Origin of the sequence: Xanthomonas sp. BRIP62415 (genome assembly GCF_003993515.1) — a bacterium.
Classification (GTDB): Bacteria; Pseudomonadota; Gammaproteobacteria; order Xanthomonadales; family Xanthomonadaceae; genus Xanthomonas; species Xanthomonas euroxanthea.
This window is the reverse complement of the sequence record NZ_QEZH01000029.1, coordinates 1-22,712: the sequence shown is the minus strand read 5'-3', so window position 1 is coordinate 22,712 and position 22,712 is coordinate 1. Positions and strand designations below refer to the sequence as shown.

23 protein-coding genes are annotated in these 22,712 nt (G+C 66.9%); 11 read left to right on the top strand and 12 right to left on the bottom strand.

The genetic code is table 11. The features are described from left to right. Window positions 1-125: 125 nt before the first annotated feature. Window positions 126-1,604: an AMP-binding protein gene (locus tag EO141_RS14150; protein WP_127169510.1), complete on the top strand. Its 1,479-nt coding sequence runs from the start codon at window positions 126-128 to the stop codon at window positions 1,602-1,604. A 191-nt stretch (window positions 1,605-1,795) separates the two neighbouring features. Here EO141_RS14150 and EO141_RS14145 read toward each other — a convergent pair whose 3' ends face one another. The 3 genes from EO141_RS14145 to EO141_RS14135 all read right to left on the bottom strand — a co-directional run bounded on the left by EO141_RS14145 (window position 1,796) and on the right by EO141_RS14135 (window position 4,139). Beyond that, entirely contained in the window at window positions 1,796-2,797 is a 1,002-nt protein-coding gene (locus EO141_RS14145; protein WP_104585011.1) for a LysR substrate-binding domain-containing protein, read from the bottom strand. Between the two features lie 66 nt (window positions 2,798-2,863). Continuing rightward, window positions 2,864-3,223, bottom strand: coding sequence for a protocatechuate 3,4-dioxygenase (locus EO141_RS14140; RefSeq protein ID WP_039523676.1), 360 nt, complete (start codon window positions 3,221-3,223; stop codon window positions 2,864-2,866). 10 nt (window positions 3,224-3,233) lie between these two features. Next, the gene (locus EO141_RS14135; protein WP_104585009.1) at window positions 3,234-4,139 is read right to left on the bottom strand and encodes a gallate dioxygenase; all 906 of its coding nucleotides are present in this window, start codon (window positions 4,137-4,139) and stop codon (window positions 3,234-3,236) included. Window positions 4,140-4,375: 236 nt separating this feature from the next. On the opposite strand from EO141_RS14135, the gene EO141_RS14130 reads away from it, so the two are divergent. Further along, the gene (locus EO141_RS14130; protein WP_127169509.1) at window positions 4,376-5,050 is read left to right on the top strand and encodes a GntR family transcriptional regulator; all 675 of its coding nucleotides are present in this window, start codon (window positions 4,376-4,378) and stop codon (window positions 5,048-5,050) included. Window positions 5,051-5,246: 196 nt separating this feature from the next. Here the strand turns inward: EO141_RS14130 and EO141_RS14125 are convergent, their stop codons facing one another. From EO141_RS14125 to ubiH, 5 genes are all read right to left on the bottom strand, one after another. Then, complete coding sequence (locus EO141_RS14125; protein WP_127169508.1) at window positions 5,247-6,281, bottom strand: transporter; 1,035 nt, start codon at window positions 6,279-6,281, stop codon at window positions 5,247-5,249. A 128-nt stretch (window positions 6,282-6,409) separates the two neighbouring features. Beyond that, window positions 6,410-6,841: a nuclear transport factor 2 family protein gene (locus EO141_RS14120; protein ID WP_115676180.1), complete on the bottom strand. Its 432-nt coding sequence runs from the start codon at window positions 6,839-6,841 to the stop codon at window positions 6,410-6,412. A gap of 82 nt (window positions 6,842-6,923) precedes the next feature. Then, complete coding sequence (locus EO141_RS14115; RefSeq protein ID WP_104649456.1) at window positions 6,924-7,646, bottom strand: alpha/beta hydrolase; 723 nt, start codon at window positions 7,644-7,646, stop codon at window positions 6,924-6,926. 115 nt (window positions 7,647-7,761) lie between these two features. Continuing rightward, window positions 7,762-8,943, bottom strand: coding sequence for a UbiH/UbiF family hydroxylase (locus EO141_RS14110; protein WP_127169507.1), 1,182 nt, complete (start codon window positions 8,941-8,943; stop codon window positions 7,762-7,764). Next, complete coding sequence (gene ubiH, locus EO141_RS14105; protein WP_126946891.1) at window positions 8,940-10,148, bottom strand: 2-octaprenyl-6-methoxyphenyl hydroxylase; 1,209 nt, start codon at window positions 10,146-10,148, stop codon at window positions 8,940-8,942. The genes EO141_RS14110 and ubiH overlap by 4 nt, the downstream gene beginning before the upstream one ends. A 288-nt stretch (window positions 10,149-10,436) precedes the next feature. Between ubiH and EO141_RS14100 the strand changes: the two genes are divergently transcribed. The 9 genes from EO141_RS14100 to EO141_RS14060 all read left to right on the top strand — a co-directional run bounded on the left by EO141_RS14100 (window position 10,437) and on the right by EO141_RS14060 (window position 19,741). Further along, window positions 10,437-11,015 (top strand): hypothetical protein, encoded by a 579-nt coding sequence (locus EO141_RS14100; protein WP_126946894.1) that lies wholly within the window; start codon window positions 10,437-10,439, stop codon window positions 11,013-11,015. Window position 11,016: 1 nt separating this feature from the next. After that, a complete protein-coding gene (locus tag EO141_RS14095; protein ID WP_104584991.1) occupies window positions 11,017-11,574 on the top strand; it encodes a cob(I)yrinic acid a,c-diamide adenosyltransferase in 558 nt (185 codons plus the stop codon). Window positions 11,575-11,611: 37 nt separating this feature from the next. Next, the gene (locus tag EO141_RS14090) at window positions 11,612-12,520 is read left to right on the top strand and encodes a histone deacetylase family protein (RefSeq protein WP_104584989.1); all 909 of its coding nucleotides are present in this window, start codon (window positions 11,612-11,614) and stop codon (window positions 12,518-12,520) included. 126 nt (window positions 12,521-12,646) lie between these two features. After that, window positions 12,647-15,067 (top strand): LPS-assembly protein LptD, encoded by a 2,421-nt coding sequence (gene lptD / locus EO141_RS14085; RefSeq protein WP_127169506.1) that lies wholly within the window; start codon window positions 12,647-12,649, stop codon window positions 15,065-15,067. After that, window positions 15,064-16,455, top strand: coding sequence for a peptidylprolyl isomerase (locus tag EO141_RS14080; RefSeq protein WP_104584983.1), 1,392 nt, complete (start codon window positions 15,064-15,066; stop codon window positions 16,453-16,455). The genes lptD and EO141_RS14080 overlap by 4 nt, the downstream gene beginning before the upstream one ends. Window positions 16,456-16,459: 4 nt before the next feature. Continuing rightward, entirely contained in the window at window positions 16,460-17,428 is a 969-nt protein-coding gene (gene pdxA, locus EO141_RS14075; protein WP_119130769.1) for a 4-hydroxythreonine-4-phosphate dehydrogenase PdxA, read from the top strand. A 113-nt stretch (window positions 17,429-17,541) separates the two neighbouring features. After that, window positions 17,542-18,330 (top strand): 16S rRNA (adenine(1518)-N(6)/adenine(1519)-N(6))-dimethyltransferase RsmA, encoded by a 789-nt coding sequence (rsmA, locus tag EO141_RS14070; RefSeq protein ID WP_104584976.1) that lies wholly within the window; start codon window positions 17,542-17,544, stop codon window positions 18,328-18,330. A gap of 36 nt (window positions 18,331-18,366) precedes the next feature. Then, complete coding sequence (apaG, locus tag EO141_RS14065; RefSeq protein ID WP_104532996.1) at window positions 18,367-18,750, top strand: Co2+/Mg2+ efflux protein ApaG; 384 nt, start codon at window positions 18,367-18,369, stop codon at window positions 18,748-18,750. Window positions 18,751-18,778: 28 nt separating this feature from the next. Further along, a complete protein-coding gene (locus EO141_RS14060; RefSeq protein WP_127169505.1) occupies window positions 18,779-19,741 on the top strand; it encodes a symmetrical bis(5'-nucleosyl)-tetraphosphatase in 963 nt (320 codons plus the stop codon). A gap of 73 nt (window positions 19,742-19,814) precedes the next feature. Here the strand turns inward: EO141_RS14060 and EO141_RS14055 are convergent, their stop codons facing one another. The 4 genes from EO141_RS14055 to EO141_RS14040 all read right to left on the bottom strand — a co-directional run bounded on the left by EO141_RS14055 (window position 19,815) and on the right by EO141_RS14040 (window position 22,603). After that, window positions 19,815-20,309: a dihydrofolate reductase gene (locus EO141_RS14055; protein WP_127169504.1), complete on the bottom strand. Its 495-nt coding sequence runs from the start codon at window positions 20,307-20,309 to the stop codon at window positions 19,815-19,817. A gap of 66 nt (window positions 20,310-20,375) precedes the next feature. Further along, window positions 20,376-21,170 (bottom strand): thymidylate synthase, encoded by a 795-nt coding sequence (locus tag EO141_RS14050; RefSeq protein ID WP_104584968.1) that lies wholly within the window; start codon window positions 21,168-21,170, stop codon window positions 20,376-20,378. Then, window positions 21,167-22,057 (bottom strand): prolipoprotein diacylglyceryl transferase, encoded by an 891-nt coding sequence (lgt, locus tag EO141_RS14045; protein ID WP_127169503.1) that lies wholly within the window; start codon window positions 22,055-22,057, stop codon window positions 21,167-21,169. The genes EO141_RS14050 and lgt overlap by 4 nt, the downstream gene beginning before the upstream one ends. 54 nt (window positions 22,058-22,111) lie before the next feature. Then, entirely contained in the window at window positions 22,112-22,603 is a 492-nt protein-coding gene (locus tag EO141_RS14040; RefSeq protein ID WP_164739227.1) for a TPM domain-containing protein, read from the bottom strand. Window positions 22,604-22,712: the final 109 nt, after the last annotated feature.

The window sequence follows — 22,712 nt, the reverse complement described above, 5'->3', positions numbered from 1 at the left end:
CCGCGGTGCACCCCGCACTCTCTGGTGAACGTTCGCCAGGTGGATCGGGCGCACGTATCAACCTTCAGCCGTAGCCGTCGCACTCACGCCAGTCACTCCCCCATCTGCATTCGGAAGACAGCGCCATGACCATGCCGACCGACTCGATCTCCTTCCACGCCCGCCTCACCCCGCACCGGCTTGCCGCCCGCGACCTGCTGCTGGACCAGCAATGGACGTACGCAGAACTGGACGCCTTGATCGGCCGTCTGGCCGCGTTGCTGCAGAGGCGCGGCTGCATCGATGGCGAACGGCTCGCCGTGCTGGCACGCAACTCGGTCTGGCAGGTGGCGCTGCATTTTGCCTGCGCACGCGTCGGCGCGATTTACGTACCGCTCAACTGGCGGCTGAGTGCAACCGAACTGGATGCATTGCTGCAACGCGCAGAGCCGCGCCTGCTGCTGGGTGACGAGGTTGCTGCAGGGCGCGCCGATGTCGAGGCGCTGGCCGATTTCGTCGACGCGGCGAAGACGCTGGAGCCGGCAGACACGGCATCCATTCCCCCCGACCGCGTCAGCCTGATCCTGTTCACCTCAGGCACCTCCGGCCAGCCCAAAGGCGTGATGCTGAGCGAGCAGAACCTGCAGCAGGTGGCACACAACTTCGGCGTCACCACGCGCGTGGAGGCGGGCAGCAGTTTCCTGTGCGAAGCGCCGATGTTCCACATCATCGGCCTGGCCACCAACGTGCGCCCGGTGCTGGCGGTGGGCGGCTCGATCCAGGTCTCCAACGGCTTCGAACCCAGGCGCACGCTGGGCTGGTTGAGCGACCAGTCGCTGGGCATCACCCATTATGTCGGCGTGCCGCAGATGATGCAGGCCTTCCGCAGCCAGCCCGGTTTCGATGCAGCCGCGCTGCGGCATCTCACTGCGCTGGTCAGCGGCGGCGCGCCGCATGCCAGCGATGACCTGCTCGGCTGGCTGGACGATGGCATCCCGATGGTCAGCGGCTTCGGCATGAGCGAGGCCGGCACGGTGTTCGGCATGTCGGTGGACTGCGCGGTGATCCGCGACAAGCTGGGCGCGGTCGGCATTTCGGCGCCGTCGGTGCAGACGCGCGTGGTCGATGGCGATGGCAACGACTGCCCGGTCGGCGTGCCCGGCGAGCTGTTGTTGCGCGGCCCCAACCTCAGCCCCGGCTACTGGCGCGATCCGCAGGCAAGCGCCGACGCGCGCGACGCCCACGGCTGGTTCCACACCGGCGACATCGTGCGACGCGATGCCGATGGATTTTTCTGGATCGTCGATCGCAAGAAGGACATGTTCATCTCCGGCGGCGAGAACGTGTATCCGGCCGAGATCGAGGCGGTGCTTGCCGACCATCCGCAGGTACGCGAATGTGCGGTGGTGGGGATCGCCGACCCGCAATGGGGGGAAGTGGGCTACCTGGCGATCGTGCCGGCCGACGACGCGCCGGATCTGGAGCAGATCCGCGCCTATCTGATCGAACGACTGGCCAAGTACAAGGTGCCCAAGCATCTGCGCGTGGTCGAGGCGCTGCCGCGCACCGCGACCGGCAAGCTGCAGAAAGCGCGCCTGAAAGATGCCCTGGCCAGCGAGGCGTGATGCATGCCGGGCGATCGCGCCGCGCGCAGCTGGCAACGCCCCGCGTTTTCGCACCGCACTGCCCAGGTGCGGCAGCGTCCAACGCCCCGACAGCACGACGGGCAGCCTGCGCTGCCCGTCGTGTGCATCCGGCGCTCCGGCGTCGTGCGACGCAGCCGCAGCCTGCTGCCGCGGTTGCAGCGCTCAATCGATCACGCGGACTCGTCCAGCAACAGGTTGTCCTCGCTGATCTGGTCGTCCACCCACACCGCACCCTGCCCGGCCATGACCGCCAGCTGGCGTTCCAGCTCACGCATCAGCAAGCGCACGCCGGGCTTGTGGATGGCACTGCCATCGCGATAGATCACCCCGCCTGCGCGCGCCTGCGACGGCTGTTGCAGCTGGAAGGCCCGCAGCTCGCCACGCGCGATATCCCCGGCCACCATCATGCTTGGCATCACGGCAACGCTGTCGGTGCCGAGCAGGATCTCGCGGGTAAAGCTGGCCGAACTGGAACGCAGTTGATCGCGCGTGGCCAGCCCGTGCTCGCGCATCACCTGCGCCACGTCGCGCTCCACATGCTGGCTCAGCGTCGGCAGCACCTGGCGATACGCGGCGGCTTCGCCGATGCGCACCTGACCGTTGGCAAACAGCGGATGATCGCTGCGCGCCACCAGCGCGATCGGATCCTGGTACAGCACCTTGCGGATCAATGCGTCGTAGCGGGCCAGCGGATACAGCCGGCCCACCACCAGGTCGATCTCGTTGCCGGCCAGCTTGGGCAGCAACTCGTCGGTACGCCCATGCAGCAGGCGCACCCGCAGCGTGGGTTCGGCGCGATACAACGCGGCCAGCACGGCCGGCAACAGGCCGCTCGCCGCGACCGGCAAGGCGCCCACGGTGATGGTGAGCGCGTCATCCTGCAGCAGACCCTCGAAGGTGTCCTGCGCGCGGCGCAACTGGCCGAGCACGACGTGCGCGGTCTGTACCAGCACCTCGCCCATCGCGTTGGGGCGCACGCCACGCGAGTGACGCTCGAACAGCGGCGCGCCGACGATCTCCTCGATCTCCTGCAGGGCACGCGTCAACGCGGGCTGGGTGACGTTCAATACGCGTGAGGCGCGCAGCAGGCTTTTCTGCCGGTCCAGCGCCTCGATGACACGTAGATGCCGGACCTTGATGCGGTGTTCGAAGAACACGGAGGACATGGTCATGGGGGTAGACCTTACGTTGGGAAGTCGGGTAGTGCGGCGCGACGGCACCTGGCCGCCGCCTGCAGATCAGCGTGCATCGGGCACACGCCGTGTCTGCATGAAGTCTTCGAAGGACTCGCCACGCATGATGGCGTAGACCTGCAGATTCGTCATGCGCACCACGCGTGCGAATTTTTCGATGACGAAGAAGTTGGCGCCGTACTGCACCAGGCCGAGCCAGTCGCGTGCACGGATCAGCGCCTTTTCGTGCTCGGTGAGGCCGGCTTCCTGCATCAGGGTTTCGGAATCCTCAAGAAAGCGATCGCGCCACGGGGCGCGGATCATATGCCAGAAGAATCGGTTGATGCGCAACGCGCGGTTGCTGGTGCGCAGATCGAACAGGTAGGTCCCGCCGATCTGGTCCATGCCCTGTACTTGCGGATTCATGGGTCGGCCCTCATGCCGCGTTTGCGGTATGCGCGGCGTGTGCGAGCAACTGCGCCGAAGACGGCGCGTCAGCAGCTTCGACACCCGGCTCGTACAACACCACCGTCATCGCGGTGGTGGTCATCAGGTAGTAGTTCTGGTGCAGCTTGCGGATCGGCCCGCCCAGCGCGCCACGCATCGCCAGCCACATGATCTGCTCCACGCTCTCGGCCCCACCCAGGCGCACGTAATCGGTATGGGTCAGATCGGTCAGCGTTTCCGGCGCATGCTGGAAGCGGTCCAGAAATTCCATGTCCCACTCGGTGTTGTTGAAGCCGGTGCGCTCGCCGTGGATCTGATGCGACAGCCCGCCGGTGCCCACCACCACCACCTTGAGATCCTCCGGATAGGATTCGATCGCCCGCCGCACTGCCTGGCCCAGGCGATAGCAGCGGCGCGCGGTCGGCAGCGGGTACTGCAGCACGTTGATCGCGATCGGCACCACCGTGCCCGGCCAGTCCGGCACGTGCGGCCACAGCAAGGGCAGCGGCGCCGCGCAGCCATGGTCGATCGGCTTGTCCTGAAAGACGGTCAGATCGAATTCGTCGTTGACCAGGCATTCGGCGATATGCGCCTGCAGCTGCACATCGCCGCGGATCGGCGGCAGATTGCGCAGCCCTGCGCCTTCATCGGCCACCGGGAAGCGCTCGCCGATGCCCAAGGCGAAGGTCGGGTACAGGTCGAAGAAGAACGTCGTGCAATGGTCGTTGTAGAAGAACACCAGCACGTCTGCCTGCTGCTCGGCCAACCAGGCAGCCACCGGTGTGTAGCCGTCGAACAACGGCTTCCACAAGGGATCCTGCTGTTTGCCCTTGTCGTAGGCCACCCCGATGGTGGGAACGTGCGAGGTTCCGATGCCGCCGATGATGCTTGCCATGCTGCACTCCTGCGATACGTGCCGGCCACTGGCAGTGACCGATTGCGCATCATTGATTGAGCCGAAATCCGTCCTGCCACGGGATCCCAACAGCGCCGACTGGCCACTCGGGATCGCCAAAACGGTATCCTTGGGATCCAAAGTGCCACCAAGCGATCTGATCTGCAAGGTTTTTTATACCGGGATTGCGAGTTTTCCCCTTCGAAGGAACGTGCGCTGCAGTACGGCGCGAGAGAATGGAGCCAATGGCGAACAACCACCGATTGCAAGCGGTCCAGCAGCTACGCGAACTGATCCTGTGCGGCACCTTCGCCCCGGGTGAGCGCATCACCGAGGCCGCCCTGGCCGAGCGACTGGCCATCTCGCGCACTCCCATCCGTCAGGCCCTGCCCGCGCTGTGCCAGGAAGGCCTGCTGGTGCAGGCAGGCAACCGCGGCTATGCAGTGCGACGTTTCAGCCAGCAGGAAAGCCTGGACGCATTGGCGGTGCGCGCCTTGATGGAAGGCATGGCCGCACGCACCGTCGCCGAACGGGGCGCTTCCGCCACGCTGCTGGCCACCTTGCATGCCTGTCTCGCCGAAGGCGACCGGATCCTGGCCACGCGCAGCCTGAATGCCGACGACGAGCAGGCCTATGGCGCGATGAATGCCCGCTTCCACCGCGCCATCGTGGTGGCCGCCGACAAACCGATCCTGACCGAGACCGTGGACCGCTGCACCGTGGTGCCCTTCGTCAGCCCGGTCAATGTGGTGTTCGGTCAACGCTCGCCCACGCTGGCCTACGACGATCTGTACTACGGACATCGGCAGCACGGCACCATCGTCTCGGCCATCGAACAACGCGATGGCGCGCGTGCGGAGCTGTTGTTCCGCGAGCACGCCAATACCCAGCGCCACAGCATGGGCATCTGACGCGCGCAGGGGTTTGGTGCGGACAGCGTGCACTGGCCTGGCGCAGCAGCCTGCACAGCTCAGAACTCGAACGTAGGACTACCCGGGCTTGCGCTGCATGCAGCGTTGCCTGCAGCAGCGTGCTGCATCCGTCTGCGCCGCAGCACGCACGCGGACGCGCCGGCGTGCATGCTGCGCATATGTGCGTGCTTCCACGTTAAAGGGAATGCACGAACATCAGATTGACACTGGTGCCGGCCACCGAGTTCTTCACCTCCACCGGCAGGTAGACATTGAAATTGAGCAGGTTGTTGGCATCCAGCCGCCAGGACAGCCCCGGCCCGAGATAGAACTGCATGCGCTTGCTGTCGGGTACACGCTGCCCGTTGGTGCGGTTGTCCTGCAGCTGCTGCAGGTAATACCCGTTGATGCCCAGGCGCAGCTGTTCGCTCACCTTCACCGAGCTGGCCAGATTGGCCCACACCAGATCGCCGGCCTGACCATTGCGAAAACCGAACCCCGGGATCGGCGGTACGCCGCCGGCGCGATCGGTGCGGAAGTTGTAGAGATAGTTGACCCGCATGCTGATCTCCCAGGTGTCGCTGGGTTGCACGGTGAATGCCCAATGCGGCGCCACCGACCAGAATCCGGTGCTCTGGTTGATGGCGGCATCGCGATCGAACTTGCCCACCGGAGCGAACGCATCGATCGCAAAGCGCTGGAAGAACAGGACACGTCCGTTGCGCATCACAGGGTCGATCTGCAGCGCCGGCCCGAAGGAGATATCGCCGATCCCGAACCCGTTGCCGCGTAGCTGCACCGGGCTGTCTGCAGCGAAGGACGTGTCGTAGTTGACCAGCGGCACGATCGTATTGAAGCTCAGCGACGCGCGCTTCCAGCGATAGGGCGTGACGTAGATCAGCTGGGTCAGCAGGACGCTGACACCGACCTTGGGATCGCGGAAGGCGGCCGCATCGTCGCCGCGCGCGTCCTTGATCGCGTCGAAGTCGTAATGGCGCAGATATTCGATCACCGTCCAGCCCGGCGTCGAGGAGCCGAAGCCATCGAGAAAACTCGTCCCGCCCAGATTGATGCCCTGCGGCGGTGCAGCGGTTTCCGGCACCGCTTGCGCGGACGCCGCAACGGGCAGGCCGGCACCCAGCAGGGTGACCAGGGTCAGGACACGCTGCCGATGCGACGACAACCGTGGCAGTGCAACGGCACAACGGGCAGATGAGCTCACGCGTTCCACTAGGCGATTCTCCAATGCGATGGATGGATGACTGCGGGCGCGACGTGGGGGAGGAAAGCGGTGCTGCGGCAGGCGACGACGGGGGCGCCATCCGGCTGTGCGTCCAGGAACGGATGCGAGGCAGTTGATCAATCGGCGCCGATGCGCATCAGCAAGGCGCCAAGCCGCTGCTTGAACAGCCAGCGCTCCTGCTCCCGCACCAGCACGTCGTCGAAACTGCCGAGCAACGCAGGCGACTGGGCCGTCCAGGGCGGTGCTGTCGAAGTGTCCGCGGCGGTATAGAGCAGGACCTTGCTGTGCGCGTGCGCCACGGTCGGCGATTGGATGCTGACCAGGGTGTTGAGCATCAGATGGCAAGTGGTGCGCGGCGGGCGGGCGCGGAAGGAGTGCAGGATCGCCTCGCGGCCGTGCACCGGCAGCTCCGGTGCGCTGGGCCGGGCGAACACGCCGTCGGCAGTGAACAATGCGGCGAGGCCTTCATGGTCATGCCGATCGTTGAGCAATGCGAATTGGCGAATCACCTGCTCGCAGGCAATGATGATCGATGCATCGTCGTGCATGCAGCCTCCTCAAGTCGCTGCTGATAAAGCGGCAAGCCTGGTCAACGACAGCGCGCGCGTCGCCGGCCGGACCGGATCGCCATCACGCCTCCTGCAGCCAGTCGCGCATTGCTGCGCTGACGGCGGCGGGGGCTTCCAGCGGCGCCATATGCCCGCTGTTTTCGAAGACCACCAGCCGCGCGTGCGGGATCTGCTGCGCCATCTGCTGGTGCTGGGCCAGGGGGCTCCAGGCGTCCTGCCGCCCCACGCCCAGCAGGGTCGGGCAGCGAATCTGCGCCAGCACCGGCGCGGCGTCGGGGCGCTCCAGCAACGCATGGATCTGCCCGGCGTAGGCCTGCACGCTATGCCGCTGCACCATCGCGATCAGGGGATTCATCAACCCGGCATCGTCGTGCCGGTCCGGATGCAGCATCGGTGGCAGCCATTGCCGTGCGAGCGCCTGCATGCCCTGCGTGTGGGCAAGCTGCACCAGTGCCGCGCGCTGTTCACGCTCGCCATCGCGGCGTGGCGCAATGCCGGTGTCCAGCAAGGCCAGGCGCTGCACGCGTTGCGGCGCCTGGCGCATGATCTCCAGCGCCACCCGCCCGCCCATCGAATGGCCGGCCACGGCGAACTGCGGCGGGGCGACGGCCAGCACGTGTGCGGCCATCCGCGCGATGCTGTCGAAGCCGGCGAAGTCCAGCACCTGCACCGCGGCGAGATCGCTCAGCGCCTCGCGTTGCGGCTGCCAGATGGTGGCATCGCAGAGCAAACCGCAGAGCAGCAGCACGTTGGGCCTGGACGAACGGGTGGCGAAAGATGACATGGCTCGACTGTAGCCACGCCGGCTGCGCCCGTCGTATGGAACATGCTGCCTGCGCTATAAGCGCATCAACATACAAAGACGGGGCCGACGACGGTGGCGTCGGCCGGCATGTCGGTCACGCGCTGCCGGAGGCGCGCTTCCACAGCACATCCACCAGCGGCGGCAACCTGCCGGCCAGCCCGAGGACCGACCCGCGCAACAGCGTCAGGTGCATCTCGTCGTTGGAGAACACCGTGTTGATCGCATCGAAGCCATAGGCGGCCACGGTGTTCTCGCTGCGGCGGGTGCGTGCCCAGCGCTGCAGCCGATGCGGGGCGGCCCAGTCCGCACGCTTTGCCAGCGCATGGCGCACCTCCGCGCGCAACGCGGCGACATCGCGCAAGCCCAGGTTGACGCCCTGCCCGGCCAGCGGATGCACCACGTGCGCGGCATCGCCCAGGGTCAGCACGCGGCCGCTGACGTATTGCTCCACCAACTGCCGCTGCAGCGGAAACGCTGCACGTGCAGACACCACGCGCACCTGCCCCAACCGCGCCGCGAAGGCCTGGGTCAGCTCGCGCGCGAAATCGGCATCGTCCAGCGCCAGCACGCGCGCGGCCTCGGCATCCGGCAAGGTCCATACGATCGAACTGCGGCCATCGGCGAACGGCAGGAATGCCAGCGGGCCGGTAGTCAGAAAGCGCTGCCAGGCAGTGGCCTGATGCGGCTGCTCGGTCTCCACGAAGGCAACCAAGCCACGCTGCGCGTAGGCATGCCGCGACACCGGCAGGCCGGCGAGCTCGCGCAAGGTCGATGCGGCGCCATCGGCAGCGATGGCGACCGCCGCTTCCAGGCGGCTGCCATCGTCCAGGCGCAGGCGCACGCCGTGTGCATCCTGTTCCAGCTCGACCACGCGTGCCGGGCAATGCACCTGGATGCCGGCCGCATGCACGGCCGCCCACAGGCGATCGACCAGCACCGCGTGTTCGATGATCCAGCCCAGTTGTTCGCGGCCCAGGGTATCCGCGTCGAAGCGCAGTTCGCCGCCACCGCCGGCGTCCCAGACCCGCATGCGCCGGTACGGCTGCACGCGGGCAGCGCGCACGGCGGCCCATACGCCCAGGCTGTCGAGCAGCGCGGCATTATCGGCAGCGAAGGCATACACGCGCAGATCGGGCTGGTCGGCCCGCCAGCGCGCGGGTTCGCGGCCTTCGACCAGGGCCACGCTCAGGCCGGCATCGGCCAGGGCCAGCGCGCAGGCGGCCCCGACCACGCCGCCACCGACGATCAACGCATCGCGGCTACCACGGCGGCTCATGCCACGCCCCTGCACAACTGCGGCACATCGCCACGGAACCCCATCGCCCCGCCGACCAGCATCGACTGCAGCGGCGCCGCCTGCGAGGTCGCAAGCAGGCCGAGACTGCGCAGCGGCCGCAACAACGGCGCCGGATTGCCGGTGAGCCGCGCCAGCCCGCTGGAAAACCCGATGGTCTGTTCGCGGTCCACGCGTCGGCGTGCCAGATACTCGGCCAGCAACGCGCCCGCACCGGCATCGCGGCGATCGTGCTCGATCAATTCGGCCAGTGTCAGCGCATCGCGCAAGCCGAGGTTGAAGCCCTGCGCGCCGATCGGATGCAGTGTCTGCGCGGCGTTGCCCAGCAGCACCACGCGCTCGGCGACCAGCGCGTTGGCCAGCACCTGCACCAATGGATATGCGCTGCGCTCGCCGCTGGCGACAAAACGCCCGGCGCGCCATCCAGCCGCCCGCTGCAACCGGGCAAGCCAGTCGGTCTCGTCGAGCGCGGCCACCGCCTCGGCCTCGCCGCGCGCCACGCAGTGGATCGCGCCGTAATGGCGGTCGCCGCGCGGCAACAGCGCGGTCGGCCCATGCGCGCCGAAGCGCTCCCACGCGGTGCCATCCGGTGGGCGGGAGGCGCGCACCCGCGCCACGAACAAGGTCTGCAGGAAGTCGTGCGCGTCGCTGCCGATATGCAGCAGCTCGCGCACTGCGCTATGGGTGCCGTCGGCGCCGACCACCAGCCGTGCCTGCACGCGCTGCTCGCCGTCATCGGTGGCGATCCGCAGCGTGCGCAGACCGTCCTGTACCGGCTCGACCCCGATGCAGCGTGCCGGGCGATAGCGGCGCAGCCGGGTCAGCTCGTCCAGGCGGGCCTGCAACGCCTCGCCGAAATCGCGCGCTACCACCACCTGGCCGAAGCTGTCGCGGCCGTAATCGGCCGCGTCCAGCTGCACGCGGCCAAAGTCGCCGGCGCGGCTGACGTGGATGCGCCGGATCGGGCCGGGGGCGCTGCGCAGCTTGGCCATCACCCCCAGCACGCCCAGCGCATTGACGGTGGCAGCGGCAAAACTCAGGTTGCGCTGGTCGAACACCGCTGGCGGCGTGCCGGCCGGGGTGGCTTCCACCAGCCCGACATCCAGGCCGATGCGGTCCAGCGCAATCGCCAGGCTGGAGCCGACCAGGCCGCCGCCGACGATCAGAACGTCATGTGGATGTGTCATCGCCACATGATAAGCCTTCGCCCATGACCCGTTGCCGCGTCCGGGTGGGACAGCTTGCCGCGCCCGGGCTTGGCGTAGCGCGGCCGGCTGCTCACCCAGGCCCCGCTGCCCGACCCTTGCCGCTGCAGGGCACACCCAGGCGCCCACCGGTCTGCATCCGCGGTGGGCGGCGGCAACGGCAGCGCTGCCACGGTCGCTTGCGCCAGCCACTCCCGCAGGACCGCCAAGGCGCGGGCGTGCCGGGTTCCACGCTACACTCGCCAGCCTGTGATCCGGCCACCTCCGCGCATGACTCCTCGCTCGCACGACACCCTGATTCTGAGCCTGCTTGCCGTCCTGATGGCGGCCACGCGGATCAATCACTTCGCGCCGGTCCCGGACGCGTCCTGGGCGGTGTTCTTCATCGGCGGCTTCCATCTGGCTGCGCGCACCAGGCTGGCCTTCCCGCTGCTGATGCTGCTGGCAGTAGCGGTGGACTGGCTGGTGATCACCCGCCAGGGCCTGAGCTTCTGGCAGCACTACTGCGTATCGCCGGCGTACTGGTGCCTGGTGCCGGCGTATTTCGCGCTGTGGGCCGGTGGGATGTGGTTGCGCCGGCAGTACCACGGCGCGCAATGGAGCGCGCTGGCCAGGCTGGTGCCGGCGCTATTGCTCTCCGTGGCGCTGTGCCAGTTGATCGCCCAGGGCAGCTTCTACTGGATCAGCGCCAGCGTGGCCGAGCCGACCGTGGCCGGCTGGTTCAAGAACTACAGCGACTGGCTGGGGCCGTATCTGCGCAGTGCCGCGCTGTATGTGGCCGCCGCCGCGGCGATCCAGGTGGCAGCCGAGCGCCTGACCAGCGCGCCCGGCCAGATCCAGGCCGGCTGAGATGGGCAACCGGCTCTCGCGGATCTATACGCGCACCGGCGACGACGGCAGCACCGGCCTGGGCGACGGCAGCCGTACTGGCAAGGACGCGTTGCGCGTCAACGCCTATGGCAGCGTGGACGAGGCCAACTCGGCCATCGGCGTGCTGCTGGCTGCCCCCGGCGTGCCGGAACCGGTTGCCGAGCTGCTGACCACCCTCCAGCACCAGCTGTTCGATCTGGGCGGCGAGCTGTGCATCCCGGGCCATGCGGCGATCGATAGCGCCGATATCGCTGCACTGGAGCGCCAGCTGGATCTTTTCAACGACACGCTCCCCCCGCTGAAGGAATTCATCCTGCCGGCCGGTGGCGAGGCCGCCGCGCGCTGCCACCTGGCCCGCACCATCGTGCGCCGGGCCGAGCGCGAGACCGTTGCGCTGTCGCGCCAGGAGACCGTGCGCAGCGAGGCGATCGGCTATCTGAACCGGTTGTCGGACCTGCTGTTCGTGCTGGCGCGCGTGCTGGCGCGTGCCGATGGCCAGCAGGAAGTGCTGTGGCGGCACGACCGCCGGCGCGGCTGACCTGCACATTGCACGGCGGACAGGCTAGATTTGCCCCATGTTGGTCTTTACCCATCCCGCCTGCCTCGGTCACGACGCCGGCCCCGAGCATCCCGAGCGCCCCGCCCGTCTGGAAGCGGTACTGGAGGCGCTGCGCGACGCCTTCCCGGACCTGGACTGGCGCGAGGCACCACTGGCCAAGCTCGGCGACCTGTGCCGTGTGCACGAGCGCGAACAGGTGGATGCGGTGCTGGAAACCGCCTTCGACGGCCACCATCGGCTCGACGTGGACACCGTGATGTCGCCCGGCTCGCGCGCGGCGGCATTGCGCGCGGCCGGCGCCGGCGTCGCCGCGGTGGACGCGGTGATGCAGGATGCCACCCGGACCGCCTTTTGCGCAGTGCGCCCACCCGGTCACCACGCCACCGCGCAGGTGTCGATGGGCTTTTGCCTGTTCAACAACGTCGCCGTGGCCGCCGCGCATGCGCGCGACCGGCATGGGCTGGAACGCATCACCATCGTGGATTTCGACGTCCACCACGGCAACGGCACGCAGGCGATCTTCGAGCGCGACCCGGCCGTGCAGTATCTCAGCACCCACCAGTCCGGGCTCTATCCGCACTCGGGCAGCGTCTACGAGCGCGGCATCGGCAACATCCACAATCTGCTGCTGCAGCCAGGCAGCGACGGGCTGCGCTTCCGCAATGTGTGGGAAGACGAGATGCTGCCGCTGATCGACGCCTTCCGCCCGCAGCTGATCCTGATCTCTGCCGGCTTCGATGCGCATCTGCGCGATCCGCTGGCCGATCTGATGCTCGATGCCGACGATTTCGCCTGGCTGACCGGCGCACTGCGCACCCTGGCTGACCGCCATGCGCGTGGCCGGGTGGTATCCATGCTGGAGGGCGGCTACGACCTGCAGGCCTTGCGCGAGAGCAGCGTGGCGCACGTGGCCGCGCTGCGGTGAACCCCGACGGCGCGTCGCTCGCGCCCCCCATCGCGATGAACCTCGCCCCCCCGACCCGGGAGCTCTTCATTGCCCCTATGCGGGGTATGCGGCAAGCTAGTCGCCATTTTATTGGTTGAATCACGCGTGCGCCGAGTTCTCCGCCTGCTGCCCCTGCCTTTGAGCATCGCCATCTGCCTTCCGGCCATGGCTGCCGACAAGCCGTTGAACTGGGGACTGTGCCCGGCGGTGGATCCGCTGCCCGGCTTCGACGGCGCCCCCGCCGCCGATGCCAAGGCCGCCGAAATGCGCCAGAAGTTGCCGACCGACATCGAAGGCGACCAGCTCTCCGGTACCGATACCACCCCGCAGTACCAGGGCAACGTGGCGCTCAAGCGCGGCGACCAGTTCCTGGGTGCCGACAACCTGCGCATGGACACCGAGACCGGCAACTACATCGCCGAAGGCAATGTCCGCTACCAGGACACCTCCTTCCGCATGGTCGCCGACCGCGCCGAAGGCAATCAGGACACCGACGCCCACAAGGTCACCAACATCCAGTACCAGTTGGTGGACCGGCGCGGCAATGGTGCGGCCGAATCGGTGGATCTGCAGGGCCAGGTCGGGCAGATGCACCGTTCGACCTACACCACCTGCGATCCCTCGCAGCCGATCTGGCGCGTGCGCGCGCCGGAGATCGACGTCGACAACGAAGAAGGCTTCGGCACCGCACGCAACGCCGTGCTGCAGATCGGCAAGGTGCCGGTGCTGTACTTCCCGTGGTTCAAGTTCCCGATCGACGACCGCCGCCAGACCGGCCTGCTGTTTCCGCAGTTCGGCCTGTCCGGCCGCAACGGTTTCGACTACCTGCAGCCGATCTACCTGAACCTGGCGCCGAACTACGACGCCACCCTGCTGCCGCGCTACATGAGCAAGCGCGGTTTCATGTTCGGCACCGAGTTCCGCTACCTGTACGAAGGCGGCCGCGGCGAGATCACCGGCAACTACCTGCCCAATGACAAGTTGCGCGACAAGGACCGTGGCAGCGTCTTCTATAGCGGCTACCACAACGTCAACAAGTACTGGCAGGCGCGTGCCAGCATCGCATGGGTCAGCGACACCCGTTATGTGGAGGATTTCACCAGCCGCATCAATGGCATGGGTTCTGCCTCCAGCTTGCAGAGCACCGTCGGCATCTACGGTACCGGCGAGACCTGGACTGCCGGCCTGATGGCCGACCGCTGGCAGCTCACCGACTACACCCTGGACGAGCGGGCGCTGCCCTATAACCGGCAGCCGCGCGCGTATTTCAATTGGGAGAAACCATTCGGCCTCTTCGAGGCCGGGGTCTACGCTGAAGCAGTGCGCTTCACCCACGACGATTCATATCAGGTAACGTTCACGCCGAATAGCGGCAACAACAATAACAACGGCGACGAGTACGTTCGCACCAACATCCGCAACCAGGAATATGGCAGCGGTTCGCGCTTTGACATCAAGCCCTATATTTCGATGCCGTTGTCCGGTGCAGCCTGGTTTTTTACTCCGACCGTGGCATGGCGCTACACCACTTATCAGCTGGATTCGACGCTCGCCAACACCGCGCCGCTGACCGGCGACCGTTCTCCCTCGCGCAGCCTGCCGATCGCATCCGTGGACGCTGGCCTGTATTTCGACCGCGAGACCTCGGTGTTCGGCACCAACTATCTCAATACGTTGGAACCGCGCATGTACTATCTGTACGTGCCGTACCGCGATCAGGACGACCTGCCGGTCTTCGATACGCGCCCGTTCACCTTCAGCTATGGGCAGTTGTTTCGCGATTCGCGCTACACCGGTGCCGACCGCCAGAACGATGCCAACCAACTGACCCTGGCGGTGACCTCGCGCTGGCTGCGCCAGGATGATGGCCGCGAGAAGCTGTCACTGAGTGCGGGCCAGATCCTTTACTTCAACGACTCCCAGGTAACCATTAACAGTGCGGCCGCTGGCAGCGAACAACCCATCGAGCAGGGCAAGTCCGCCTGGGTGGCCGATGCCAACTACATGATCAACGACCGCTGGTCGATGGGCGCCACCTACCAGTGGAACCCCAACTCGCGCAAGGAAGACCTGGCCAGCCTGCGTACGCGCTATCTGCTGGGCAACGACGGCATTGTCAATCTGGCCTATCGCTACCGCCGCAATCCGACCAACAACACCGATCAGCTCGAGCAGGCCGATTTCTCGTTCCTGTATCCGATCAACCCCACCTGGAGTGCGGTCGGCCGTTACTACTACTCGCTGCTGGATCGCAAACCGCTGGAAATGATCGGTGGCGTGCAGTGGGACAGCTGCTGCCTGGCGGTGCGCGCGCTGGTGCGCCGGTTCGTGCGCAACCGCGATGGCGAGATGGACAACTCCATCCAGTTCGAGTTCGTGCTGAAGGGCCTGAGCTCGTTCGGGCAGAACACGGACCGCACTTTGCGCCGTGCTATTCTCGGCTATTACCGCGACGACCTCTACCTGGTCCCGCCCAGCAACACCACGACTAATCCGGACGATTACGATCCGAACTTGATTCCATGACCAAGCCTTTCTCCGTTGTTCTCGCCTCGCTGCTGGTACTCACCAGCACGCTCTCGCCGTTGGCCTCGGCGCAGCAATCCCAGCCGCTGGATCGCATTGCCGCCATCGTCGACGAAGACGTGGTGCTGCAGAGCGAGCTTGATCGCGCCGTGCGCAACGTCAAGTCGCAGTACGCCGGCCGGGAGAACCAGCTGCCGCCGGACGATGTCCTGCAGCGTCAGGTGCTCGAGCGTCTGGTCCTGGTCAAGTTGCAGGTCGGCCGCGCCGATGGCAGCGGCATCCGCGTCAGCGACGAGGAACTCAACCGCGCCATCGCCAGCATCGCCCAGCAGAACGGCACCACCGTGGACGGGCTGCGGCAAAAGTTGGCGGCAGACGGCATGGGTTATGGCGACTTCCGCGCCTCGGTACGCGACGAAATCATCGTGCAGCGGTTGCGGCAGAGCTTTGCGCAGAGCCGCATCAGCGTAAGCGAAGGCGAAGTGGATACCGCGCTGGCGCAGCAGGCCACCACCGGCAGCCAGTACCACCTGGCGCACATCCTGGTGGGCCTGCCGGAAGGCGCAACCGCCGATCAGATCGCCACCGGCCAGAAGAAGGTCGATGGCGTCAAGGCATTGATCGACAAGGGCGAGCTGGATTTCTCGGCAGCCGCGGTACGGTATTCCGACAGTCCCAATGCGCTGGAAGGCGGCGATCTGGGCTGGCGCAGCCTGGACGAAATCCCGAACGCATTCGCCCAGTTGATCCGCGACATGCAGCCTGGCCAGGTGGCTGGTCCGCTGCGTGGTCCGAGCGGTTTCCAGCTGCTCAAGCTGGTGGAAATGCGCGACGCCAATGCCGGCGGCGAGAAGAAGCTGGTCACCGAGTACAACGCCCGCCACATTCTGGTGCGCATCGGCGACAACCAGACCGAAGCGCAGGCGAAGGCCAAGATCGACACACTGCGTGCGCGCATCACCGGCGGTGCCGACTTCCAGGCGGTTGCGAAGGAGTCGTCCGAGGACACCAACAGCCGTGGCCAGGGTGGCGATCTGGGCTGGTTCCCGGCCGATGCGTTCGGCCCGGACTTCGGCAAGCAGGTCGAAGGCCTGGCCGATGGCGCGGTGTCCGAGCCGTTCCGCACCCAGGCGGGCTGGCACATCGTGCAGCGCGTGGGCAGTCGTCAGACCGACGTCAGTGCCGAGAGCCAGCGTGCGCAGATCCGTGAAACGATCGGCCGCCGCAAGCTGGAAGAAGAGTACAACCGCTACCTGCAGGAGCTGCGCGGCGAAGCCTACGTGAGCTTCCGCACCGGCGACCGCGCCGATGGCGATGCCACTGCGGCACCAGCCAAGCCGGCCGACCCTGCCGCACCGACCCCGCCGCCGGCACAGCCGACGCGCTGATTCGATGCTCCCGTCGCTCGCGCTGGTGCCAGGCGAGCCGGCCGGGATCGGGCCGGAACTATGCGTCCGGCTCGCTCAGCGGCCGCGCTCGGACGCCCACCTAGTCGCCTACGCCGATCCGGACACCCTGCACAGCGCCGCAAAGGCGCTGTCCTTGTCTGTGCGGTTGCTCGATCCGGACCAGCGCGCGCGTGCGCCCGGCGACTTGCCGCTGCATCCGATCCGCCAGGCCGTGGCGACCCGCTTCGGCACGCCCGACCCCGCCAACGCGGCAGCGGTGATTGCCGGCCTGCGTGGCGCCGCCGGCGCCTGCCTGTCCGGCAGGCTGCAAGGCATGGTCACCGGCCCGGTGCACAAGGCGGTGATCAATGCCGGCGGCATTCCCTATACCGGCACCACCGAGCTGCTGGCCGAACAGGCGGGCTGCCCGGTGGTGATGATGCTGGCCAATGCCATCGTGCGCGTCGCCCTGGTGACCACCCATCTGCCGCTGCGCGCAGTGGCCGATGCGATCACCGCCGACACCGTCACGCGCTGCCTGCGCATCACCGACGCTGCACTGCGACGCGACTTCGGCCTGGAACGCCCGCGCATCGCGGTGCTGGGCCTCAATCCGCATGCCGGCGAAGACGGGCACCTGGGCCGCGAGGAACTGGACATCATCATTCCGGTGCTGGAGCAGCTACGCGGCGACGGCATGCAGCTGATCGGCCCGCTTCCGGCCGATACCGCATTCTTGCCGCAGAAGCTCACCGGTTTCGATGCGGTGGTGGCGATGTATCACGATCAAGGCCTGCCGGTGCTCAAGTACAGCGGTTTCGAGCAGGCGGTCAACATCACGCTCGGCCTGCCGTATCCGCGCGTGGCGGTCGATCACGGCACCGCGCTGGAGCTGGCCGGGCGCGGCCTTGCCGACCCGTCCAGCCTGATGGCGGCCACCGACCTGTGCGCGCGTCTGGCGAAACGCGACTGAGCAACGGCGATTGCCGCGCTCAACGGTGCGCCGCGTGCACGCAGCCCGTCTGTCGCGTCTTGCAGGCGCAGAACCGGCACCGCGTGCAGGCGCTGCCACGTTAAACTGCGCGCATGAATCATTCTTTCAGCGCACCGGCCAAGAAGTCGCTTGGCCAGCACTTTCTTGCCGACCGGTATTACATCGACCGCATCGTGCAGGCGGTGGACCCGCGCGCCGGCCAGCACCTGGTCGAAATCGGCCCTGGTCAGGGCGCGATCACCTTTCCGCTGCTGCGCAAGCACGGCGCCCTGACCGTGATCGAATTCGACCGCGACCTGATCGCCCCATTGACCGAGGCGGCCGCACCGATCGGCGCGCTGAGCATCATCCATCGCGATGTGCTCAGTGTGGATTTCACTGCGCTGGCCGATGGCACGCCGATCCGCTTGGTCGGCAACCTGCCCTACAACATCTCCTCGCCGATCCTGTTCCATGCGCTGGACCATGCCGCAGCGGTGGCCGACATGCACTTCATGCTGCAAAAGGAAGTGGTCGACCGCATGGCCGCCGGCCCCGGCAGCAAGGTGTACGGGCGGTTGAGCGTGATGCTGCAGGCGTACTGCGAGGTGACCGCGCTGTTCGTGGTGCCGCCGGGCGCATTCCGGCCGCCACCGAAGGTGGATTCGGCGGTGGTGAGGCTGGTGCCGCGCGATCCGGCCACGGTGCTGATCAGGGATCGGCGGCGCTTTGCCGACGTGGTGCGCGCCGGCTTCGGCCAGCGTCGCAAGACCCTGCGCAATGCCTTGTCCAACGTCTGCGAGCCCGCCCATTTCGAGGCCGCGCAGGTGCGCCCGGATGCACGCGCCGAACAACTCGAGGTCGCGGATTTCATCCGTCTGGCCAATGTCGAGCTGGCTTGAGCGCCGCTCCCACACGGTTTTCTTTAGACTTTCCGCATGCACGATGATCCACGCTACCGGGTCGAGGTCGAGGTGTCGCCCCGCTTCCTCGCCCATCAGTCGACCCCTGACGAAGGCCGCTATGCCTTCGCCTACAGCATCCGCATCCAGAACGCGGGCGCCGTGCCCGCGCGCCTGGTCGCGCGTCACTGGCAGATCACCGACGCCAACGGACGCACCGAGCGGGTGGATGGCGAAGGCGTGGTCGGCGAGCAACCCTGGCTGCGTCCCGGCGAGGCGTTCAGTTATACCTCCGGCGTGCTGCTGGAGACCGAGCAGGGGCAGATGCAAGGCCACTACGACATGGTGGCCGACGATGGCACCGAATTCACCGCCCCGATCGCCGCCTTCGTGCTGAGCGTACCCAGGACGCTGCACTGATGGATGCTGGACTGATGGAGCGCACGCGATGAGCGTCTGGGCAATTGGCGATCTGCAGGGGTGTTACGACATCACCCAGCGCTTGCTGGAAAAAATCAACTTCGATCCCGCGCAGGACACCTTGTGGTTCTGCGGGGACCTGGTCAACCGCGGCGGTCAATCGCTGGAAACGCTGCGCCTGGTGCATTCGCTGCGCGCACATAGCGTGGTGGTGCTGGGCAACCATGATCTGTCGCTGCTGGCGATCGGCGCGCGTTCGGAAGAAGAGCAGCGCAAGGTCAATCCGGATCTGCTGCGCATCGTGCTGGCCGAAGACCGCGACCTGCTGCTCGACTGGCTGCGGATGCAGAAGCTGGCACACGTGGACCGCGACCTGGGCTGGATGATGATCCATGCCGGGCTCGCGCCGAAGTGGACCACGCAGATGGCCGAGAAACATGCACGCGAGGTCGAGCAGCAACTGCAGGGCGGCGGCTACCGCAAACTGCTGCGCAACATGTACGGCGACCAGCCGGGCTGGTCGCCGGGCCTGAGCGGGTACGACCGCAGCCGCGCGATCATCAACCTGTTCACGCGCATGCGCTATTGCACCCCACGCGGGCGCATCGCCACCGACGACAAGGGCACGCCGGGGACGCAGGCACAGGGCCTGTACCCGTGGTTCGAAGTGCCGGGCCGGGTCGAGCGCGACCTGAAGATCGTCTGCGGGCATTGGTCCGCGCTCGGGCTGACCATCACCCAGGGCGTGCATGCCATCGATACCGGCGCCGTGTGGGGCGGCAAGCTCACCGCGCTGCAGCTGGATACCGACGAATTGCGCGTGGTGCAGGTACCGGGAATCCCGATCACGCAGCCGGCGCAGGCCGCGCAGCGCAACCGGCCACCGCGCCGGCGGCAACGCCAGCGCGGTGGCGGCGGGGACCATGCGAACGCGAGCGCCGGGTCCACCGCTGCTCCCGATACCGCCCCGCCCGCTCCTGCTGCTGACTGAGCTGAGAGACGGGTCTGGTCAGATGAATCGAACCAAGCGCTGAGCCACCCGCGCTTCAGTCGAAGCACACGCCTCAGCGTCGCCGATAGTCCACGTAATCGAATGCGAAGGCATGACGGGCATCGGCCGCATGCGGTTCGCGCTGGACGGCTTCCCACACGGCCGGGTCGATCGGCGGAAAGTAGGTGTCGGCCTGCTCCACGCTGGTGTCCACGTCGGTCACCGCCAGCAGGTCGGCACGTTCCATGGTCAGGCGATACACCTCGCCGCCACCGATGACGCACAACTCCTGGGCGCCGGCCGCCTCGGCCTGCGCAATCGCGACATCGACCGACGTCACTGCCTGCATGTCCGCAAACGGCACCTGCCCCGAACGTGTCAGCACCAGGTTCAAACGCCCCGGCAGGGCACGTCCCAACGACTGCGCAGTCTTGCGCCCCATCAGGATCGGCTTGCCCAAGGTCAGCGCCTTGAAACGCTTCAGGTCGTCCGGCAATTTCCACGGCAGCTCGTTATCGCGGCCAATGGCGTTGTTGCGGTCGAAGGCGACGATCAAGGTCAGTTTCATGCAGCAGACGATATCCCTTCGAGCATCAAGGCAACGTGTGGCCTCACGCGGCCGGCGAAGCGCCGCCTACACCGCCACCGGTGCCTTGATCGCCGGATGCGGGTCGTAGCCCTCGATGGCGATGTCGTCGAAGCGGAATGCGAACAGATCGGTCACGGCGGGATTCAGGCGCAAGGTCGGCAGCGCGCGCGGAGTGCGTGTCAGTTGCTCGCGTGCCTGCTCGAAGTGGTTCGAGTACAGGTGCGCATCACCGAGGGTATGCACGAAATCGCCCACGCCCAGGCCGGTCGCCTGCGCCACCATATGCGTCAGCAACGCATAGCTGGCGATATTGAACGGCACGCCCAGAAAGATGTCGCCGCTGCGCTGATAGAGCTGGCAGCTGAGTTTGCCGTCGACCACATAGAACTGGAACAGGCTGTGGCATGGCATCAATGCCATCTGCGGCAGTTCGCCGACATTCCAGGCGCTGATCACCAGCCGGCGCGAATCCGGGTTGCGCTTGATCTCGTCCACCAGCCATTGCATCTGGTCGATCTCGACCCCGTCCGGGCCGGTCCAGCGCCGCCACTGCTTGCCGTAGACCGGGCCGAGATTGCCATCGGCGTCGGCCCACTCGTCCCAGATGCGGACCTGGTGGTCCTTGAGATACCCGATATTGGTATCGCCCTGCAGGAACCACAGCAGCTCGTGGATGATCGAGCGCAGATGCAACTTCTTGGTGGTGACCAGCGGAAAGCCGTCGTTGAGGTCGAAGCGCATCTGCCAGCCGAACACGCTGCGCGTGCCGGTGCCGGTGCGATCGGACTTCTCGGCGCCGTGTTCCAGCACATGCTGCAGCAGGTCCAGATAGGGCTTCACTTGGCCGCCTCCACGCCCACGGCCTGCACCCGCACCGGCTGCAGCACCGGCGCGCGGCGCGACATCGCCAGCAGCACCAGGCCCACCGCAATCAACGGCAGGCTCAGGATCTGCCCCATCGTCAACCAGTTGAAGGCCAGGTAGCCGATCGGTGCATCCGGTACCCGCACGAATTCGACGATGAAGCGGAACACGCCGTACAGCAGCGCGAACAACCCGGACACCGCATAGCGGGCGCGCGGCTGCATCGAGAACGCCCACAGCACCACGAACATCACCACCCCTTCCAGCGCCGCTTCATAGAGCTGCGACGGGTGCCGCGCGAACTGGGTCAACGCACCGGCAACGTATTGCGCCTGGATTTGCGCTGGTGCGACATTGGCCAGCTCCGGCGCATGCGGAAAGATCACGCCCCAACCGGCCTGGGTGAACTTGCCCCACAACTCGCCGCCGACGAAATTGCCCAGCCTCCCGAAGCCCAGCCCCAACGGGACCAGCGGCGCCACGAAATCCATCACGTCGAAGAAGTGCAGCCGATGCTTGCGCGTCCACAATCCGCAGGCGATCAGCACGCCCAGCAGGCCGCCGTGGAAGCTCATGCCGCCTTGCCATACCTTGAACAGGATCAACGGGTTGGCCAGCAAGCTGTCGAACGCATAGAACACCATGTAGCCGATGCGCCCGCCCAGCACCACGCCGAGCATGCCGTAGAACAACAGGTCGGAAAATCCGTCCATGTCCACACCCGGCAGGCGGCCGCGCAGGATGCGCGAGCGTCCCAGTGCCCAGGCAGAGAAGAATGCGGCCAGGTACATCAACCCGTACCAGTGCACCTGCACCGGTCCAAGCGAGAAGGCGATGGGGTCGATGGCGTGCAGATAGATCATGCGGACCGCGGATCACGAAAAAGCGAGGCGTCTATTCTGACACCTCGCGCGCGCTCAGCCTAAGAGCTGGGGACGATCGGGCAGCTCGTCTTCATGCTGGGAGCCGGGGACGGCGGGGAAATGCTCGGTCAACAGCGCGGTCACCGCCTCGATCCCGGCCAGCACCGCCGCCTCGTACTCGCCATCGCGCAGGAACTGCTGCATGCGCCGGCACACCTCGGCCCAGTGCGCCTCCGGCACCCGGCTGCGCAGGCCACGGTCGGCAACCACCTCGATGGCGTGGTCGGCCAGCAGCAGATACAGCAGTACCCCGTTATTGGCCTCGGTGTCCCAGGTGCGCAATTGCGCGAAGACCTGTTCGGCGCGCTGGCGCGCGGTCTGCCCACGCCATAGCGCGTCCAGCGGCAGGTCGGCATCCACCGCCACCATGATCTGCCCGGTGTGGGTGCGCTCGCTGGCGGCCACTGCCGCGGCGATCGCATCCATGCAGCTGGCCGGGAAACTGCGCTGCGCCGAGGGCGCGAAAACGTGTCTGAGCCACCGCATCACCAGCTCCCCGAGGCGCCACCGCCTCCCGATGATCCGCCACCACCACCCCAGCCGCCGCCACCGAAACCGCCGCGGCCACCGCCTCCAAAACCACCGAATCCACCAC

Excerpts from the sequence above, each read along its gene's own strand:
- EO141_RS14150 (WP_127169510.1), top strand. The coding sequence starts at position 126 with ATGACCATGCCGACCGACTCGATCTCCTTCCACGCCCGCCTCACCCCG.
- EO141_RS14145 (WP_104585011.1), bottom strand. The coding sequence starts at position 2,797 with ATGACCATGTCCTCCGTGTTCTTCGAACACCGCATCAAGGTCCGGCAT.
- EO141_RS14140 (WP_039523676.1), bottom strand. The coding sequence starts at position 3,223 with ATGAATCCGCAAGTACAGGGCATGGACCAGATCGGCGGGACCTACCTG.
- EO141_RS14135 (WP_104585009.1), bottom strand. The coding sequence starts at position 4,139 with ATGGCAAGCATCATCGGCGGCATCGGAACCTCGCACGTTCCCACCATC.
- EO141_RS14130 (WP_127169509.1), top strand. The coding sequence starts at position 4,376 with ATGGAGCCAATGGCGAACAACCACCGATTGCAAGCGGTCCAGCAGCTA.
- EO141_RS14120 (WP_115676180.1), bottom strand. The coding sequence starts at position 6,841 with ATGCACGACGATGCATCGATCATCATTGCCTGCGAGCAGGTGATTCGC.
- EO141_RS14115 (WP_104649456.1), bottom strand. The coding sequence starts at position 7,646 with ATGTCATCTTTCGCCACCCGTTCGTCCAGGCCCAACGTGCTGCTGCTC.
- EO141_RS14110 (WP_127169507.1), bottom strand. The coding sequence starts at position 8,943 with ATGAGCCGCCGTGGTAGCCGCGATGCGTTGATCGTCGGTGGCGGCGTG.
- ubiH (WP_126946891.1), bottom strand. The coding sequence starts at position 10,148 with ATGACACATCCACATGACGTTCTGATCGTCGGCGGCGGCCTGGTCGGC.
- EO141_RS14100 (WP_126946894.1), top strand. The coding sequence starts at position 10,437 with ATGACTCCTCGCTCGCACGACACCCTGATTCTGAGCCTGCTTGCCGTC.
- EO141_RS14095 (WP_104584991.1), top strand. The coding sequence starts at position 11,017 with ATGGGCAACCGGCTCTCGCGGATCTATACGCGCACCGGCGACGACGGC.
- EO141_RS14090 (WP_104584989.1), top strand. The coding sequence starts at position 11,612 with ATGTTGGTCTTTACCCATCCCGCCTGCCTCGGTCACGACGCCGGCCCC.
- EO141_RS14080 (WP_104584983.1), top strand. The coding sequence starts at position 15,064 with ATGACCAAGCCTTTCTCCGTTGTTCTCGCCTCGCTGCTGGTACTCACC.
- pdxA (WP_119130769.1), top strand. The coding sequence starts at position 16,460 with ATGCTCCCGTCGCTCGCGCTGGTGCCAGGCGAGCCGGCCGGGATCGGG.
- rsmA (WP_104584976.1), top strand. The coding sequence starts at position 17,542 with ATGAATCATTCTTTCAGCGCACCGGCCAAGAAGTCGCTTGGCCAGCAC.
- apaG (WP_104532996.1), top strand. The coding sequence starts at position 18,367 with ATGCACGATGATCCACGCTACCGGGTCGAGGTCGAGGTGTCGCCCCGC.
- EO141_RS14060 (WP_127169505.1), top strand. The coding sequence starts at position 18,779 with ATGAGCGTCTGGGCAATTGGCGATCTGCAGGGGTGTTACGACATCACC.
- EO141_RS14055 (WP_127169504.1), bottom strand. The coding sequence starts at position 20,309 with ATGAAACTGACCTTGATCGTCGCCTTCGACCGCAACAACGCCATTGGC.
- lgt (WP_127169503.1), bottom strand. The coding sequence starts at position 22,057 with ATGATCTATCTGCACGCCATCGACCCCATCGCCTTCTCGCTTGGACCG.
- EO141_RS14040 (WP_164739227.1), bottom strand. The coding sequence starts at position 22,603 with ATGCGGTGGCTCAGACACGTTTTCGCGCCCTCGGCGCAGCGCAGTTTC.